At 39.0% G+C, this 18,418-nt stretch carries 16 protein-coding genes; 10 read left to right on the top strand and 6 right to left on the bottom strand.

Translation table 11 applies throughout. The features are described from left to right. The first annotated feature begins 202 nt into the window (after positions 1-202). Entirely contained in the window at positions 203-1,414 is a 1,212-nt protein-coding gene (locus tag DJ533_RS15800) for a hypothetical protein (protein WP_065994371.1), read from the top strand. Positions 1,415-1,466: 52 nt separating this feature from the next. Here DJ533_RS15800 and rsfS read toward each other — a convergent pair whose 3' ends face one another. From rsfS to DJ533_RS15775, 5 genes are all read right to left on the bottom strand, one after another. Next, the gene (rsfS, locus tag DJ533_RS15795; RefSeq protein ID WP_065994372.1) at positions 1,467-1,868 is read right to left on the bottom strand and encodes a ribosome silencing factor; all 402 of its coding nucleotides are present in this window, start codon (positions 1,866-1,868) and stop codon (positions 1,467-1,469) included. A 101-nt stretch (positions 1,869-1,969) separates the two neighbouring features. Continuing rightward, positions 1,970-2,764 (bottom strand): hydroxypyruvate isomerase family protein, encoded by a 795-nt coding sequence (locus tag DJ533_RS15790; RefSeq protein ID WP_065994373.1) that lies wholly within the window; start codon positions 2,762-2,764, stop codon positions 1,970-1,972. Between the two features lie 50 nt (positions 2,765-2,814). Further along, positions 2,815-3,681, bottom strand: coding sequence for an NAD(P)-dependent oxidoreductase (locus tag DJ533_RS15785; protein ID WP_065994465.1), 867 nt, complete (start codon positions 3,679-3,681; stop codon positions 2,815-2,817). A gap of 29 nt (positions 3,682-3,710) precedes the next feature. Beyond that, entirely contained in the window at positions 3,711-4,499 is a 789-nt protein-coding gene (locus DJ533_RS15780) for a crotonase/enoyl-CoA hydratase family protein (RefSeq protein WP_065994374.1), read from the bottom strand. 107 nt (positions 4,500-4,606) lie between these two features. Continuing rightward, a complete protein-coding gene (locus DJ533_RS15775; RefSeq protein ID WP_065994375.1) occupies positions 4,607-7,411 on the bottom strand; it encodes a GacS-like sensor histidine kinase in 2,805 nt (934 codons plus the stop codon). A gap of 316 nt (positions 7,412-7,727) precedes the next feature. Here DJ533_RS15775 and cysM point away from each other — a divergent pair, with 316 nt between their 5' ends. The 4 genes from cysM (at position 7,728) to DJ533_RS15755 (ending at position 13,306) form a co-directional block, all read left to right on the top strand. Next, complete coding sequence (gene cysM / locus DJ533_RS15770; protein ID WP_065994376.1) at positions 7,728-8,642, top strand: cysteine synthase CysM; 915 nt, start codon at positions 7,728-7,730, stop codon at positions 8,640-8,642. A 104-nt stretch (positions 8,643-8,746) separates the two neighbouring features. Then, a complete protein-coding gene (locus DJ533_RS15765) occupies positions 8,747-9,568 on the top strand; it encodes a 3'-5' exonuclease (RefSeq protein WP_065994377.1) in 822 nt (273 codons plus the stop codon). Between the two features lie 9 nt (positions 9,569-9,577). Then, a complete protein-coding gene (rlmD, locus tag DJ533_RS15760; RefSeq protein ID WP_065994378.1) occupies positions 9,578-10,972 on the top strand; it encodes a 23S rRNA (uracil(1939)-C(5))-methyltransferase RlmD in 1,395 nt (464 codons plus the stop codon). A 27-nt stretch (positions 10,973-10,999) separates the two neighbouring features. Beyond that, positions 11,000-13,306, top strand: a complete 2,307-nt coding sequence (locus tag DJ533_RS15755; protein ID WP_065994379.1) for a RelA/SpoT family protein — start codon at positions 11,000-11,002, stop codon at positions 13,304-13,306. Positions 13,307-13,369: 63 nt separating this feature from the next. On the opposite strand, the gene DJ533_RS15750 is transcribed toward DJ533_RS15755, so the two are convergent. After that, positions 13,370-14,143 (bottom strand): SDR family oxidoreductase, encoded by a 774-nt coding sequence (locus DJ533_RS15750; RefSeq protein WP_065994380.1) that lies wholly within the window; start codon positions 14,141-14,143, stop codon positions 13,370-13,372. Between the two features lie 114 nt (positions 14,144-14,257). Here DJ533_RS15750 and mazG point away from each other — a divergent pair, with 114 nt between their 5' ends. The 5 genes from mazG (at position 14,258) to panB (ending at position 18,416) form a co-directional block, all read left to right on the top strand. Continuing rightward, positions 14,258-15,061 carry a nucleoside triphosphate pyrophosphohydrolase gene (gene mazG, locus DJ533_RS15745; RefSeq protein WP_065994381.1) on the top strand — a complete coding sequence of 268 codons (804 nt, stop codon included), beginning with the start codon at positions 14,258-14,260 and terminating at the stop codon, positions 15,059-15,061. A 40-nt stretch (positions 15,062-15,101) separates the two neighbouring features. Then, positions 15,102-15,470, top strand: a complete 369-nt coding sequence (locus DJ533_RS15740) for a ComEA family DNA-binding protein (RefSeq protein WP_228716490.1) — start codon at positions 15,102-15,104, stop codon at positions 15,468-15,470. 150 nt (positions 15,471-15,620) lie between these two features. Beyond that, the gene (gene pcnB, locus DJ533_RS15735) at positions 15,621-17,075 is read left to right on the top strand and encodes a polynucleotide adenylyltransferase PcnB (RefSeq protein ID WP_065994383.1); all 1,455 of its coding nucleotides are present in this window, start codon (positions 15,621-15,623) and stop codon (positions 17,073-17,075) included. Beyond that, on the top strand, positions 17,072-17,560 hold the full coding sequence (gene folK / locus DJ533_RS15730) for a 2-amino-4-hydroxy-6-hydroxymethyldihydropteridine diphosphokinase (RefSeq protein WP_065994384.1): 489 nt from the start codon (positions 17,072-17,074) through the stop codon (positions 17,558-17,560). Before pcnB ends, folK begins: the two co-directional genes overlap by 4 nt. A gap of 46 nt (positions 17,561-17,606) precedes the next feature. Further along, a complete protein-coding gene (panB, locus tag DJ533_RS15725) occupies positions 17,607-18,416 on the top strand; it encodes a 3-methyl-2-oxobutanoate hydroxymethyltransferase (RefSeq protein ID WP_065994385.1) in 810 nt (269 codons plus the stop codon). Positions 18,417-18,418: the final 2 nt, after the last annotated feature.

Raw genomic sequence — 18,418 nt, 5'->3', positions numbered from 1 at the left:
ATATTGATTTTATAGAGAGCAATACCATATAAAAGAGGTCTTATTCAAAGAAAGAATTGAATTAAATAAAAGTTATTTGATAAACTGAAGTAAATTTCAATTAAATATTAATCTAGTTTTTGATTGGGAATAAAAAACAATTGGAATATAAAAGAGATTTTAACGTGGATAATTAGTCTGTATATGTATTGGGGTTTAGTTTTTGAAGCAATCTATTATTGGTCTTGTGATATTGTTGTGCATATCTCAAAGCTATGGGGTGACCACTGTATCACCCGAAAAGTTTAACGCTTTAAATATTTTTTCTGATTTTTCATTAATTATTCTAGGAACACTTTTTGTTTTAATGGCTCAAATAGGTTTTGCAGTCATTGAAGGTGGTTATGTTAAAAATTCTAAGGCATTCTATAACTTAGGTATAAGTTATTTATCAGCCATTGTTGGAAATATATTTTATCTCATTTTTTGCTTTTTATTGGTGTTTTTTAACATCTTAGATAATGACAATCAGGCAGGTGATTTAAGGCTTTATGGGTGGCAATGGCAAATTTTCATTTTTTATATATTGATGTCCTCCACCATAACGACCATTGTAGGCAGAATTATTCCCATTAATCTTTCCTCTAAAGTTTTTTGGGTGATTGGTTTACTTGTCTCAGGGATTATTTTTCCTATCCTGAGTATTGCTGCTTGGGGAGATATTATTATTAATTGGCATTGGTTAAAGGATTTAGGTTTTGTAGATTATGTAGGCGCTACAGTAATTCATTCTTTTGCGGCTTGGATTGTGTTGGCTGGCTATGTGGTATTTTGGCAGCATCATCAGCAATATCCAGAAGAAACACATTATATTTTTCAAGAACAAAAAATGTTAATTTTTTCACTAGCAGGTTTTGTTTTGTGGTTGGTTTGGTCGTGTTTGAATGTGGCATTTATCACAGGAATCAGTATTGATATCAGTACCACCTTAATGAATATTGTTGCTGTACTACTGGGTATTTGTGCAGCGATCTTGTTTTTTGCAATTATATTTCCTCGGCAATTACAGCGCGCTATTTTAATTAAAGCAATTTTTGGAGGCTTGGTTGCGATTACAGCAAGTTGTGGTTTGATTAATGGGTATATGGCATTTGTAGTGGGTTTTGTTGCAGCCATAATAACGTTTCTATTGCCACGATTGCTTAAACCATGGATTAAAATTCGAAGTGTGGTGGATGTTGTAGTGATACACGGTTGTTGTGGTATTTGGGGAACCTTAGCTGTATTAATGAATCAATTTGAAAATAAACCGATTGGGGTAAATTTAGAGGCTCAGCTTTCTGGTATTTTATTTACGTTTATTTTAGGTTTTGGTTTGATGTATATTGTTTTTAAACGCATTGTATTACACTCAAATTTGATCAATATCAAATAATAAAGCGATCATGGCGATCGCTTTATTTATAATATAACTTTGTTGATATTGTTTAAGCTACATGCTCAGGCGTAGTGCGCCATAAACTTTCAAGATCATAGAATTTACGTGCTGTTGGTAGCATCACATGAACAACGATAATGCCAAGATCAATCAAAATCCATTCAGCATCACGTTCGCCTTCGACTCCAATTGGGCGAAAACCTGCTTTACGTGCTTCTTCAGCAACATTGTCTGCAAGTGCTTTAACATGACGGGTTGATGTACCGCTCGCAATGACAATTGCATCTGCGACATTGCTAATAGTGCTGACATCAAGTTCAAGAATATCTTTGGCTTTTACATCAAGTAGAGCTTCATGTACAACTTTTAAGCAAGTTTGCACATCTTGTTTGTGAGATTTCATTGCAAGTTCAAGAGAATTAGAAGCGCTGGGCGATGGTTCTAAATTCATAGTAAGGTATATTTTCCAGACAATTACTCATCCTCTAATATAGCGCTTTTTGTAATTAAATTCAAATTTATACATACAACACGTGTTGATAATTTTTCGTTTTAAGTTTGATGATTATTTGAAAAATATTGGCTTTTCCATGCAAATGATTGATTAGAATCAACTTGTGGTTTGTATTCAGCAGCAACAAAACCTGGGTATGAACTTTGTGCAAGCCATTTGAAAATTTCAGCATAATTGATTTGTGCGGTATTTGGTTCATGTCGTCCTGGGCAATCTGCAAATTGAATATGCCCAATCCAGTCAATATTTTCTTGAAGAGCTGCGAGAATGTTTTCGCCCATCATTGCCATGTGATAACAATCGTATTGCATTTTTAGTGCAGGATGCTGTACGGCTTCGAGCATCTCTTGCGCTTGGGCAATGTTTTGCACCAAAAAGCGTGGCATATCTGTGCCATTAATCATTTCAAAAACAGGTTGAATGTTGTGTTCTGAACACAGATGGCAAGCAAGTTTTAAGTTCTTAGATAAAGCATTTAGACATGGTAATAGATCAGCATCCAAAGGTTGCTTACCTGCTAAGATATTGATGCTTGGGACATTAAGTGCAGTGGCATATTCAATCGCTTTGAGTAAAGCTTGATGGAATTCAAGCTCTTTGCCAGGAATTCCAGCTAAACCATTGCCACCTTGCATCAAATCACCCGCAGGAACATTGATTAGGCACAGGCTGAGTTGGTGTTGATCAAGCTGTGTTTGAATTTCTTCAATACTCAGTTCATAAGGAAATTGAATTTCTACATGTTGAAAACCATGTTGATGTGCTAAAGCAAACCGTTCAATTAAAGGGACTTCAGTAAAAATCATTGAAAGATTTACTGCGAGTTTGTCCATATTTCTTGCTCCATGTCCACTCATTGTTTTGGTGTAATCACACGATTATTTTAAATTTCAACGTGTTTGATCACGGTTGCTAAGTCTGAATCAGCATAACCATTGTTTTGGTGGACTTGCAATTGCGAAAGTGCTTTTTTTGCAACGGGAATATCAAGTTGGAATTTTTCTGCCAAAACCACTGCATTGTTTAAATCTTTAGCTAAGGTTTGCACTTTCCATTGTACAGGTTCGAAATTATGTGATGCCATACGAGGCGTTAAAATCTGGAATGGTTTAGAGTCGGCAAAACCACCTGCCAATGCAGGGGCAAGTAGTGTGGTATCCACACCCGCTTGTTGCGCCAGTGCGACAGCTTCAGCGATCAGCGTACTATTTGCTGCCACAATCAGTTGATTACAGATTTTAGTGGCTTGTCCTGTGCCTGAGTCGCCCATACGTGTAACACGCTGCGAAAGAACATTGTAGATTAAGCTTAAACGATTGATGCTTTCAGCATTTCCCCCTGCAAAGATAACCAACGTGCCATTTTCTGCTCCTACTGTGCCGCCTGAAACAGGAGAGTCAATCCAAGTAACACCCAACTGTTGAGATTTATCCGCAAGTGAAAGGGTTTTATCCACAGACAAACTAGAAAAATCCACGATTATCTGTTCAGGTTTGAGATATGCAGCAATAAGATCAAAGACATTTTGTACAGCAGTATCATCTGCAAGACAGCTTAGAATGACAGGATAATCTGCAATATTTTCCAGTTGAAGCGCATGTGCGCCTAAATCAATCAAAGGCTCACATGCGCTTGCTGTACGATTCCATACAGCAACTTGATAGCCTGCTTGGATTAAACGGGTTGCCATGCGGCTGCCCATCAAACCCATACCTAAAAATGCAATTTTAGTATTACGATCAAAACTCATCATCGCGATCTCAAACCATTCCTTGTAAATTATTTAAATTGGCGAGGTAAAAATTCAATGTCAGGATTTTTATCCTTTTTACGTGCCAATTGACTATTTTTGCCTAACAGTAACTTGAGTTGCCAAATTTTTTCAAGACGTAATGATTTTTTAGGTGCATGTTCCATTGCATCGAGTACTTGCTTGGCTGCCATGAGGGCATCAGGTGAGCGTTGTAACATTTCTGCTGCGATTTGTTGGGCTTTTTCTAGCGGTGCTGTATCGACATGGGTGACTAAGCCAATGTCTTTGGCATAATTGCCATCAAAAATACGTGCAGTTAAGGTTAATTCTTTGGCTAAATCCAAACCGATTACTCCCTTGATTGAGCGAGATAACCCCATATCTGGTACCAAGCCCCAACGACTCTCCATAATTGACATTTTGGTGTCTGGGTGAGCAATGCGAATATCTGCTGCAAGTGCCAATTGCATGCCTGCACCAAAGCAAAAACCTTCTAGGGCTGCGATGACAGGAATTGGGAGTTCTTGCCAAATTAAAAACGCTTTTTGAAATAGGCTTTGTCCGGGTTTTAGTAATTCCCATGCAGCGAAAGCGGTATTTTTAGGACTATTGAGATCTGCTAAATCAATACCTGCGCTAAATACATTGGCTTCGCCTGTTAAAATAACGCAACGAATACTGCGATCTTTTTTGATTTTTTTTGCCGTCATGACCAATTCTTTGAGTAATGCAAAGCTCATCGCATTGCGTTTTTCAGGGCGGTTGAGATAAACGGTTGCGATGCCATTTTGTTTTTCAATGCGTAATAGTGACATGGTTGTTACTCTTATTTGATTTGCTGTTCAGCATAGCATGTGCATGTCATGCGCGCGTGACAGTACAGTCACAGAAAATTATGATATCGACTCAGGGCTATTGAATATTAGTGATTTAAGATTTGCTGCGCTGCGGACTCTACTTCATGAATGACCAATTGCAAATGGTCTAAACGTTGCAAAACTTCTTGGATAAATGCTTCATCTGCTTTGCGACGTTCTTTTCTTAAAGTTGAAACAAACTGTTCAAACTCGCCTGTTGCTTGTTGTAATTTTGGTGTGCCGACATAACGTGTTGCACCATATAAGCGGTGTAAAACATGTTCAAGTTGTGGGAAATCTTCGAGTTCAATTAATTGTGAAATTTCTTCTAGCTCATCGGCAAAACTATCCACCAACATTTTTAATAAATCTTGTGCCAAGTCTTCTTTATTGGCTGCCAAAGCTAAACTTTGTTTCCAGTCTAAAATTTCAGGATCAAGTGCATCAACAAAGACTGTATTTTCAGTAGAGTGTTGTAGTTGAACAAAATTATCAGATGTCCACTGTGTTAGGATTTGAATTAATTGATCAATTTGAATCGGTTTAGTGACATAGTCATCCATCCCAACCTTGAGTAATTTCTGTTTTTCATCTGCCAGTGCATGTGCAGTCAGCGCAATGATCGGCATACGCATGCCATCTAGAGTTGACTCTAAAGAACGAATTGCACGTGTAGTATCAATCCCTGACATCACGGGCATTTGAATGTCCATAAACACTAAATCATGGGGTTTTAAACCTTGTTCAATACGTTGCTGAATAATGGTTAAGGCTTCTTGACCGCTTTGGGCTTTGGTAGTTTTAACGTTTAGTTCACCGAGTAAAGCTTCGAGTACGATCAAGTTCGGTAAATGGTCATCGACTGCCAAGACATGCAGATTGCGTGCTTTAAAGTCCTGATGTTGCTCAGGTTCAAAAATTGGCTGATTGCTCAATAATTGAATCACGCCAGTACGGCTTAAAGGCTGATATAGCGGACGAGCACGATATTCATTGAGCATATTTGGCTCTAATGACATTTGATAACCGTACACCGCTAAATTACCTTGATAACGTCCTCGTATTTCTTTGAGTAATGCTTCCGTATCACCACTATGATCTACAATTAACCACGTATTTTCAGGCAACTGATTGAGGCTGTTGAGTCGACTGAATAAATCTAAAATCGACTGTGTTTCGGTGTGGCTGACTTGATAGTCTTCAAGATAATGACGAAGTACATTGGCTGTTGCAGGATGTGCCAAATAAGACACTACATGCATATCACTAAAGACTGGATGGACGATTTCTTCATCTTCATCCACAGAGAACGTTGCAGTGAACCAGAAGGTGGAACCTTTTTCTGTCGGGGCACGTTCCTGATTGTCTTCAAAGCCGATTTGACCTTGCATCAAGTTGACAAGCTGTTTGGAAATAGCCAGTCCTAAACCAGTACCCCCGAACTGACGTGTAACCGAAGCATCCCCTTGAGAGAATGATTCAAATAATTTTTTGCGATCTGTACCACTTAAACCGATGCCACTGTCTTGTACACTAAAGTGCAATAAACATTGCCCAATATCATCATGTTCCATACGGACACGAACGATAATTTCGCCATCAGGCGTAAACTTAATCGCATTGGAAATAAGATTGGTCAGAATTTGTTTAAAGCGTAATACGTCACCCACGACATATTTCGGCACGTTATCTGCGTAGTAAAATGCCATTTCAATCTGCTTTTGTGCAGCCAAAGGTGACAGCATATCCATCACATCAAAAATGGCTTCTTCTAAATCAAAAGGTGCCGTTTCAAGTTCTAATTTACCTGCATCAATTTTAGAAAAGTCTAAAACATCGTTAATTAAAGCCAGTAAATGCGCTGAAGATTTACGAATGGTTTGTAAATATAAGCTTTGGTCATTGCTGAGATTATCTTGTCTAAGCAATAAATGAATAAAACCATCAATACTGTTCAAAGGGGTGCGTAGTTCATGACTGATATTGGCTAAAAATACCGATTTTGCTTGGTTCGATGAAATCGCTTGGTCACGGGCTTGTTTGTAGGTGATATTTTGCACTTCTAAGGTATCCAATGTCCGTCTTAAATCATCCTCAGTTTGCTCAGTATGTTCTTTGAGTTCTAAAAAACTAAAATGCAGACGTTTGACTACATTGGCAATGTCACGTTGCAGTAAACGTAACTCGCCTGTGCTGTTAATGACCATGTGTTGATCAAGTGTATCGGCATTTAAACGTTGTAATTGCATGCGAATCTCGTACATGGGCGCAATCCAACGACGAGAATAGAAATTTAGACACAATAACAATAAAAGTAGCGTAAATAATCCTGTGGTAATCAGCACGATCATGACGCGATAATGTGCGATTTCTAAAGGTTGATTATCCAGTTCAATCATGAACCAAATCGGCATTTTTGATTGGGTGTTTTGTAGGTGAATGGCATAAATATTATTGTATTGTGCTGATAAAGGTCCTACAAAAGTTCCTTGTTTCGGTGCAGTAGGCCAGGCTTTTTTACTTTGATAGCCAATATTTAATAAGATTTCATTATTTGATGAAATTATTGCGGCACGAATCAAATATTTTTCATTAAAAATATGCTGCAAAATAGTTTCAGCATGTTGTTTTTGTTGTGGGTCTGATTGTACCAACTTGAGCAGTTGTTCAGCCGTGGTTTGGTAGCGGCTTAAGATCGCAATTGCGGCATAACGTTGATTGGACTTGGCTGCCGAAGAGGTTTCTTTCATCACCAACAGCGCCCCTGCACAAGCTAAAATTGTGATGGGTACAAAAATCAACGCAATTAACTGTCCATAAGCGTGATTGAGTTTTAGACGTTTAAACAGCTTTTTATTAAAATTTGACATGCATCAAGCCAGACCTTCCCCGTAGCAGGAATATTAGCATGCTTTAATCAGGACTGGATATTTTGCCTGAAAGGATTAAACAAATGCCTGTGGAAATCAACTAAGCTGTTTTAGAGATAAACTTATCATTTCTAATTCTAAGCATGATTTGTATTTTCTATGTATTTCATTTTATTTAGCAAATAAATGAAAAAACAAATATGCAAACGGAATTTATGAATTCAGTTTGCGCATTTTCATTCAAAAACAAATAGAAAGCTGTGCAGGGTGTTTTATTTTTTCATACAATATGTCCACCTCAATATAGGTGCAACACATGCGTAACACACAACCTGATTTTTTCACTGATGATTTTTTGCTTGACCATTATGTCGGAAAAACGCCTTTGGTGCGTTTGCAGCGATTGGCAAATCATACTCAAGCAACCGTACTGGCAAAACTTGAGGGCAATAATCCAGCAGGTTCTGTTAAAGATCGTCCTGCATATAACATGATTATGCAAGCTGAAAAACGTGGTCAAATTCAGCCAGGTGATACCTTGATTGAAGCGACCAGTGGAAATACAGGCATTGCCTTGGCGATGGTGGCTGCTATGCGTGGTTACAATATGCGTTTGATTATGCCTGCTGCATCGAGCCAAGAACGTAAAGATGCGATGCGTGCGTATGGTGCAGAGTTGATCGAAGCTGCAAGCATGGAAGAAGCGCGTGATATGGCTTTACAAATGCAACAAGAAGGACAAGGTTTAGTTTTAAATCAGTTTGGTAATCCTGATAATGTTGAAGCACATTATCTGACCACTGGTCCAGAAATTTGGCAGCAAACGGGCGGTAAAATTACCCATTTTGTGAGTGCTATGGGAACGACTGGCACAATTATGGGGATTTCAAAATATTTAAAAGAACAAAATCCAGAAATTCAAATCATTGGTTTACAGCCCTCTGAAGGTTCAAATATCGCAGGGATTCGTCGTTGGCCACAAGAGTATTTACCAACGATCTTTGATCCATCACGTGTTGATCGCATCATGGATATTCCACAAATCGAAGCTGAAAAAACTGCACGTACGTTGGCACGTCAAGAAGGCATCAGTGCAGGAACCTCATCGGGTGGTGCGGTGTGGGCTTCGATTAAAATCGCTGAAGAAAATCCTGAAGCCGTGATCGTCTGTATCGTATGTGATCGTGGTGATCGTTATTTGTCGACAGGCTTATTTTCAGTAGAGGATTAAACTTTTTATAAGCCCTTGCAATTATTTTATATAGGGCATTGCTTCACTGAAAAGAAGCAGGTTAATGTGTAAAATAGTCAAAGTCTTTTAGAGAAATCTTAGTTATGCGTTTTCCCGTACTTGTTTTTGATATTGAAACATTGACTGATCACCAATCGGGTGCACATTTGTACGGGTTAGATTTACCTGAAGATGATTTAGAACAAGCGTTAATGAAAATCCGACGTCAAGAAGCAGGCACGGATTTTCAACGTTTACCCCTGCACGAAATTGTCTGTATCTCAGGCTTATGGATTGATGAAAGTGGTGCGATGAAGTTGTTTTCATTTAGCCGAGAGCATTTTTCTGAAGCAGAAATTTTAACTAAATTCCTTTCGATCTTTGATAAACGTCATCCAACCTTAGTGAGTTGGAATGGTTCACAGTTTGATTTGCCTGTGATTTTGTTCCGTGCTATGTATCATGGTTTATCTGCACCAAGTTTGTTCGATCAAGGTGAGATTGACACACAAAAACGGTATAATAACTATCAAAATCGTTATCACCATCGACATGTTGATCTGATGGATGTGATGGCGATGTTTAATGGTCGGCATTTCCAGAAATTAGACGATATTGCGCATTTACTTGGTTTTCCGGGTAAACGTGGCATCAAAGGATATTTTGTTCCTGAGTATGTCAAAACCGAGCAGTGGTTGAAGTTGACCAGCTATTGCGAAGGTGATGTGTTAAATACATGGCTGATTTTTTTACGTTGGAGTTTACTTAAAGGTCAGATTTCTTTATCAGATCATCAACTTTGGATTCAAGCCAGTATTCATTATTTACAAGGTCAACCCCAACAAGCTGAGTTTTTGCAGATTTGGCGTGAAACGTCACAAAAAACTGCATTCAGTGCCAAAGATTTTCCCTCCACTGCAAATTAGGTTATTCCTTTGAAACATCGCGCTAAACCTCGTCCATCTCAACTTCCACAATATGCTTTTAAGGTTGAGAGACTTTCACATGAAGGGCGAGGTATAGCACGCTATAGTCATGATTCAAATCATCCTACAGAAAAGCAAGGTAAAAGTGTTTTTATTCGCTTTGCTTTACCCGGTGAAACTGTTAAAGCACAAATTACCCGCCAAGTCGCTAAACTCGAAGAAGCTGATAGTCTTCAGCTTCTAAGTGAACCGCATCCGCAACGTATTCAACCGATTTGTCCACATTTTGGGGTGTGTGGCGGTTGTAACTTGCAGCATCTACATCCAGATGCGCAAATTGGTTTTAAACAAGACGTTTTAAAGTCACATTTTAGTCATTTTGCAGGTTTAGAACCGCAACAATGGTTAACCCCCATTCGCTCTTTAAAACAAGATTATCGTCATAAAGCCCGTATTGGCGTGCGTTATTTTCCTAAAAGTAAACAATTGTTGATGGGTTTTCGTGAGGCACAAACCAATCATCTCGTAGATATTCAAACGTGTAAAATTTTAGATCAAGAATTGGATCAAGCCTTACCTGAACTGCGTCAGTTACTCGAAAGTCTAACAGGCAAAGCAGATATTGGTCATATAGAATTAGCCAAAGGCGATACAGAAGTTGCGTTATTAATTCGTCATACAGCAAATTTGTCAGCACAAGATGTCAACCGATTTCAACAATTTGCGTTACAGAAACAATGGCAATTGTATTTTCAGCCTGCAGGCAGTGACAGTTTACATCGTGTTGATGATCCTAAGGCGAGTATGCATTTGCATTATCGACTTTCTGACTTTGATGTTGAGTTTACCTTTAATCCTACGGATTTTACGCAGGTTAATCCGAGTGTAAATCCACAGATGGTCAGTTTGGCATGTGAATTGCTAGATTTAAAAGAAGGTGACCGAGTCTTAGACTTATTTTGTGGTTTAGGGAATTTTTCTTTACCACTTGCTAAAAAAGTCGGCATCACTGGAAGCGTTATCGCAGTAGAAGGCAGTAAAGAAATGGTTCGGCGAGGTACAGAAAACGCACTGAAAAATTGCATAACTAATGTTACTTTCTACGCACAAGATTTAACAAAAGATTTTTCTCAATATTCTTGGGCAAATCAAGGATTTGATGCATTATTGATAGACCCACCTCGAACTGGGGCGGAACAAGTTATGCATTATGTGCCTAATTTTGGTGCAAAAAAAATCGTTTATGTGTCTTGTAATCCTGCTACTTTGGCAAGAGATGCTGGAATTTTAGTGCAACACGGCTATCAATTGAAAAAAGCAGGGGTGATGGATATGTTCACACATACAGGTCATGTCGAATCCATTGCTTTATTTGAAAAGAATGTAGAGATAAACGATTTATAATGAACTGTATATTTACGGGAGAAGGGTATGGTCACAGTACGTGAACAGCTTCCAGAACAGCTAAATGAGTTGTCAGAGGAAGCGACTGTAGAACATGCCGTAGAAGCGCAGCAGGCTTTAGCCACTTGGTTAGATCGTGTGCGTGGAATTTTAGACGGTGCGGCGCTTAATCAGCTTGAAGAAGTTGCTCAGTTGGTTTTACAAAAAGAATTAGCAAGCATGGCAGATAGCCGAGTCAATACCTTTGCAACGGGTATTGGCATGGCAGATATTTTGGCACATTTGCATGTCGATGAAGACACGCTTTCTGCTGCGGTTTTATATCGAAGTGTGCGTGAGGGAATCATCACGCTTGAAGAGATCAAAACACATTTTGGAGAGCAGGTGTATAATCTTGTCAAAGGTACTTTGGCAATGGGGAAGCTGTCTGAACTGATTGAGAAAAATAAGCGTTTAGAAGATCATTTTAATAATAATCAACGTGAGCATTTGTCAGGCATTTATAAAATGCTGATTTCTGTGACTGAAGATGTACGTGTTGTGTTGATTAAATTGGCAGAGCGTACGTATGCTTTGCGTGAATTGGCAAAATCACCCAAAGAACGTCAAGAGCGTGTTGCACGTGAAATTTTAACGATTTATTCACCTTTAGCGCATCGTTTAGGCATTGCACAGTTAAAATGGGAGCTTGAGGATCTCGCTTTCCGTTATTTAGCGCCTGAACGTTATAAAGAAATTGCCTCTTTGCTCAATGAAAAACGTTTGGAACGTGAGCAATATATCCAGTTTGTCGTTGAAAAGCTCAAAGATGAATTGGCTGCACATGATATTTATGCAGAAATTTCAGGACGAGTGAAGCATATTTACTCGATTTATCGCAAGATGAAGAGTAAAAACCTGAGCTTTGATCAACTTTATGATATTCGTGCAGTGCGTGTGTTGGTCAATAGTGTTCCTGAGTGTTATCACGCTTTAGGTATCGTTCATCAAATTTGGCGACATATTCCGCATCAGTTTGATGACTATATTACCAACCCTAAAGCCAATGGTTATCGCTCATTACATACCGCTGTGATCGCTGAAAATAAGTCTCTTGAAATACAAATTCGTACCATAGAGATGCATGAAGAAGCAGAGCTTGGTGTATGTTCGCACTTTAACTATAAAGAAGGCTCTAAAAACACCGATTATTCATTTAATCACCGTTTACATTCCTTGCGTTCAGTTCTTGAGCATTATCAGGAGCGAAATGATGCCAATGTGCATCCAAATGAAGATGAAACAGAAGATTTTGAACATATTCAAGATTTTGAAGGCTTTGAAAAAATCTATGTGTTTAGTCGTGATGGGGATATTAAAGAATTACCTCGCGGTTCAACAGTTTTAGATTTTGCTTATCATGTGCATACCGAAGTGGGAAATAAATGCTATGCAGCACGTGTTAACCAACGTTATGTACCACTTACCTATACTTTAAAAACAGGTGAGCAGGTTGAGATTTTAACCAAGAAAGACCGTGAACCAAATCGTGATTGGTTGGTAAACTCTTTAGGTTATATCAAGACTGCCCGTGCGCGTGACAAGTTACGTCACTGGTTTAGACAGCAAGATCGCAGTAAGAACTTGGAAGTTGGTCGAGAAATTTTAAATAAAGAACTTTCTCGCTTGGCGATTCATCCGAAAAGTATTGATTTAAATGATTATTGTAATCATTTTAATGTCAAAACAGGGGATGATATTTTGGTGGCATTGGTGAGTGGGGAGATTAGCCTGCATGCCATGATTAACCAAGTTAATCGTCATATGCATTTAGATCAGGACGAACCTGAACTGGTGTTAAAACCGACGTTAAATCCACGTGCCAGTCATACTTTGTCTGCACATGGTATTTTGATTGATGGTTTGGATAATGTCGAGCTACATATTGCACAATGTTGTCAACCTGTACATGGTGAGTCGATTGCAGGTTATATCACCTTAAATCGTGGGGTCAGTATTCATAAAGTTGCATGTCCTGATTATATGCGAATGATCGGTTTAGAACCTGATCGTGCAGTAGAAGCAGATTGGGAAATGCAACCGACACGGGGTCAAAGTGTACAAATCGTAGTAGAAGCTTATGATCGTCGTGGTTTGTTGAAAGATTTAACTCAGGTGATTTTTTCTGATCAAATCAATATTCGTCAGGTCAATACGATTTCAGAAGCAGATGGTATTGCCAATATGAAGCTTTTGATTGAGGTAAAAGGATTGGCACAGCTGTCTCGATTGTTGGCACGTTTAGAGCAGCAGCCTGGTATTATCAGCGCAAGACGTTTGGTTCAAGGCAATTAGATTGAAGATAAAAAAAACCTGCAAAATGCAGGTTTTTTATTGGCAGAGAGGGTAGTTAATTTTTTATTTCCGACTTAAAAGCATATTGCTTAAACGATTGAGGATTTGTGGGCTGATCGTTGAAAGCTGATACATGATTTTGGTTTTCAAGCCAATAGGATGATGTGTTTGGGTGAAAATCGTCCCCTTACTGTTTACCAAGTTAAAAACTTCATCCGCAATATCTTGCGGTTTTAGATCTACACCAATATTTTGAATCGTGCCTGCATCCATATCTTTGACCATTGCGGTTTGTACAAATAACGGCATAACGTCTAAAACACGAATGCCGTATTTTTGCCATTCAATATCCAAACCTTCCGTAATGCCACGTACTGCAAATTTGCTGGCAGAATAAGAGATAAGATCGGCTTGACCGTAGATTGCAGAAGCAGAAGAAAGATTAATGATGCGTGCAAAAGAGGATTTTTTCAAAAAAGGTAAAGCGACATGACAACCATTGAGCACCCCTTTGACATTAATATCGATGGTACGATGATGGGCTATGATCTCGGTTTTTTCAAAAGCACCTGAGTATAAAATCCCTGCATTATTGACTAAAACATTAAGTTCGCCTGCCCATACAACAAACTCGTTGAGCGCAGTTTGCCAGTCCGAATATTGCGCAACGTCCAGACGACCAGCTTTGGCATTTTCCCCTAACTGTGCTGCTAAATGCTGTGCTGCAGTTTCATTAATGTCATAAATACCCACGTTATAACCCTGTTGGTAAAATAGTCGGGCAATCGCAGCACCAATTCCTTGAGCTGCACCACTAATAAAAATACTTTGGCGCATAGGGTATCCTTTTTGTTTTAAACGTATCAATCTCAACTCAGTTGAACATAAAATACTTAACGCTGACAAGTCTAGATCGTCATTGAAATTATTGTGTTAGAAATGGGACATTTTATGGAAAAGTTACTCAATATCATGCAGCAGTTACGTCAAGAATGTCCTTGGGATCGTGAACAAACTCCTGAGTCTTTGACTAAATACGCCATAGAGGAAGCCTACGAAGTTGAGGCAGCAGTGCGCTCAGGCAATGTGGATGATGTGCGTGATGAGTTAGGTGATCTACTGTTGCAGGTGGTATTTCAGTCACAAATGTATAGTGAACAAGGTGCTTTTGATTTTAATGATGTGGTAGAAGCGATTTGTCAAAAACTGATTCGTCGGCATCCACATGTTTTTGAAAAAGAAAAGATTAATGATCTAACACCTGAAGGTGTTTCTGAGCTTTGGCAAGCCATTAAACAACAAGAAAAACAAGGCAAAGCACAGTCTCGGTTGGATGAGGTGAAGCATGCTCCAGCTTTAGTACAAGCTGAAAATATTCAAAAAAATGTAGCTAAAATTGGTTTTGATTTTCCTAATGCGGCAGACGCTTATGCCAAAGTGAAAGAGGAGTTGGCTGAATTTGAGGATGCAGTTACTGCTAATAAATCCGATGAAATACGAGATGAATTTGGAGATTGTTTATTTTCTTTGATCAATGTCGGGCGTAAACTAGGAATCTCCAGTGAAATGGCATTACTGGGTACCATTCATAAATTTAAAAAGCGTTTTGCTTTTATAGAAGATCAAGTATTACAACAAGATAAAAGATTAGAACAGATGAACTTAGAACAATTAGATCAACTATGGGAGCAAGCCAAAATACATTTAAAACAACAGGCTATGTATGAACAACAAACCTTACAAACACACACTTAAGATATATTTTTCATTTTTAATTGGATTGCTATTTTTCAGTATGTCGATTCAAGGACATGCTGAAAAATTTGATCAACGTTATCTACAATGGAAAGCGCAACAACAAGCTCAAGACGCTCGTTTAAAAGGTAATGACCCAAATTATTATTTAGGTAAACCCACACTAGAGCCTAACGCTAAGCAAACAGTTACAATGGGTACTACAAGCTCATCTACTGCAAAGGTTAATGTTAATACAGCAGATCTGCAACAATTACAGCAACTTAATGGTGTTGGTGCAAAAAAAGCCCAAGCGATTTTGGAGTATCGGCAACAAAATGGAAAGTTTAAAAATATCGAAGATCTAAAAAATGTCAAAGGTATTGGTCCAAAAATGTTAGAAAAGAATCGGGCAATGATTATTTTATAGTGAGCTATTGAAAATAAAAGTTGCTCTAAATTGCAAATTTTCACTGAATATTTGAAGCAAGATTGAGAGAATCAAATTGCCCTTTGATTGTGTTAGAGATATCATTAGCACAATCATTTTTTTACGTCCTGACGTAGGAGACAGCGTCTTTTGCAAACTTTGCGTGCGTCAAAGTGTGGGTTATCCACCGCTCAATTACCTTCTTCCATTTTAGATGTTATTGATTCTTTAACAAAAGCAGGCTATGAAGCTTATATCGTCGGTGGCGGTGTTCGTGATTTGATGTTGGGTCAAAGCCCAAAAGATTACGATGCTGTGACCAATGCAACGCCATCTCAAGTCAAAGAGGTCTTTGGACGTCGTTGTCGAATTATTGGTCGTCGTTTTGAGTTGGCGCATGTCTACTCTGGGCGTGAGCTGATTGAAGTTGCAACCTTCCGTGCCCCCCCAAAAAAAGCCATTACTTCTGCTGCTGGCATGATTTTGCGTGATAATAATTGGGGAACAATTGAGCAAGATTTTTCTCGTCGAGATTTTTCAATCAATGCACTTTACTATCAACCACGTAAGGGCATTGTGTTGGATTTTTGCAATGCAGTGGATGACATTAAAAGTAAAACTTTACGCTTACTTGGCGATCCTGCGCTGCGCTTTGAAGAAGACCCAGTGCGGATGCTAAGAACATTGCGTTTTGCAGCTAAGCTTAATTTTAATATTGATCCTGCGATTTTAGAGGTTTTTACCTTAGAAATGACGCAACTATTGCGTGATGTGTCACCGCATCGTTTATATGATGAGTCACAAAAGTTATTCACCATGGGGCATCTCAGTCAAGTGATGCCCATGTTGATTGATTTTGATATTTGGCAACAACTCTTTGCAGATTTAAAAACTGAAATTACGCCATTTATGGCGCGTGCTGCAAAAAATACAGATCAACGTATTCAGATAGGTAAAACCATTAATCCTGCTTTTTTCTATGCAGTACTATTGTGGGAAAATTTTTTACGCCGTTGTGATTTTTATCAAGCTAAAGGTGTCGTGGCTGCGGAAGCTCGTGCGCAAGCAGGTTTGGATGTGTTAAAACGCCAAGCGACCCGCACAATCATCCCACGTTTTGCTGAAACATTTATTCGGGAAGTCTGGGAAATGCAAACTCGTTTGCTTAACCCGAAACCACAACAAATTGAAGCACTTTCAGGGCATGCTCGTTTCAGGGCAGGTTTTGACTTCTTATTATTACGTGAAAAGTCTGGTGATCCATCGACACAAGGCATGGGCGCTTGGTGGGAGGCATATCAAACTATGTCTACCGATGAGAAAGAACGTGCAATCAGTAGTTATAATCGCCAACGTGCTAAAAATCGTCGCAAAGTAACAACAGAAGAACCTGTTGAAAGCAAAGTTTCAGCACAAATTGAACCTTTGGTAAAGGAAGCTGAAACACGCAGTCGTCGTTCAAGAAAAGCGCCAGTTGAAGAGAAAAAATCACTGACAAATGTCGTTTCTCATCAAACGGATAGTATTCATCCTGACCATCCAATCTTAAAACGAAAACGTGTACAACGTGATTTGTCTAACGTAATTTTTGGACCAACCCAATGAGTACTATGACCTACATTGGCTTGGGAAGTAACTTGGGTGATTCACAGCAGATTTTAAGAGAAGCGGTGCAAAAGCTTGGTGGTCTTGGACAAGTCAAAGTGTCTAAGTTGTATCAAAGCCCACCGATGGGACCACAAGATCAACCTCCCTATCATAATGCGGTTGTACAATTGTGCACAGACTTAGAACCGCTGCAATTATTAGATGAATTGCAACGTTTTGAATATGAAGCTGGACGTGTGCGTTTACGTCGTTGGGGAGAGCGTACGCTAGATTTAGACCTTTTGCTTTATGCAGAAAAAAACATTATAAATGAGCGACTCACTGTGCCACATGTTGGTATTTTAGAGCGAGATTTTGTTGTCATCCCATTGTTAGATTTAGACCCCGAACTGTGCGTAAAAGGTCAATCTTTGAAAAACTTGGAACTACAACAACATTCAACTTTAACGGTTTTAGCTGATACCAATTGGGCAAACATTTAAGCCCGTTGAACGCTAGAAGAACTCTTCATAATAGAGGAATATCATCATGATTAGTCTAAGTGATTTACGCAAATTTAAAACGCAAGGACGTAAATTTTCATGTTTAACTTGCTATGATGCAAGTATGGCAAAAGGCATGGAAGTTGCTGAAATTGATAGTATTTTAATTGGTGACTCTTTGGGGATGACCATTCAAGGTCATGATTCAACTTTGCCTGTTAGTGTTGCAGATATGGCCTATCATACCGCTGCTGTACGCCGTGGTAATCAACATTCATTTATTTTGTGTGACTTACCCTTTATGAGTTATGCCACACTCAATGATGCCTTAGTGAATGCTAAAACGGTCATGCAGGCTGGCGCGCAGATGGTCAAAATCGAAGGCGGTGAATGGTTAGCTGAAACAGTGCAGACTTTGACACGAAATGGTATTCCTGTATGTGTGCATTTGGGTTTAACACCTCAGTCTGTGCATGTGTTTGGTGGCTATAAATTACAAGCAAAAACCCGTGAAGCAGCAGACCAACTGATTGCGGATTGTAAAGCAGTGGTGGCAGCAGGGGCGGCAATTTTGTTACTTGAATGTGTTCCTGCGCAGTTGGGACAAGAAATTTCTGAATTATTCCCTGAAGTTCCTGTGATTGGTATTGGTGCAGGTGTAGAGACTGATGGTCAAGTCCTTGTCGTTCAAGACATGTTAGGTTTAACTTTTGGTCGTGTCGCACGCTTTGTCCGTAATTTTATGAAAGAACAAGCAGGGGAAACAGCTATTATAGATGCCTTTAAAGCCTATCATGCAGCAGTACAAGATCAGTCTTTCCCTGCGGCTGAACATACTTTCCAAGTCGAGCTATAAAT

This window comes from Acinetobacter defluvii, assembly GCF_001704615.3.
Classification (GTDB): Bacteria; Pseudomonadota; Gammaproteobacteria; order Pseudomonadales; family Moraxellaceae; genus Acinetobacter; species Acinetobacter defluvii.
The sequence above is the reverse complement of the archived record's forward strand: the minus strand, read 5'-3'. Positions and strand labels throughout refer to the sequence as shown.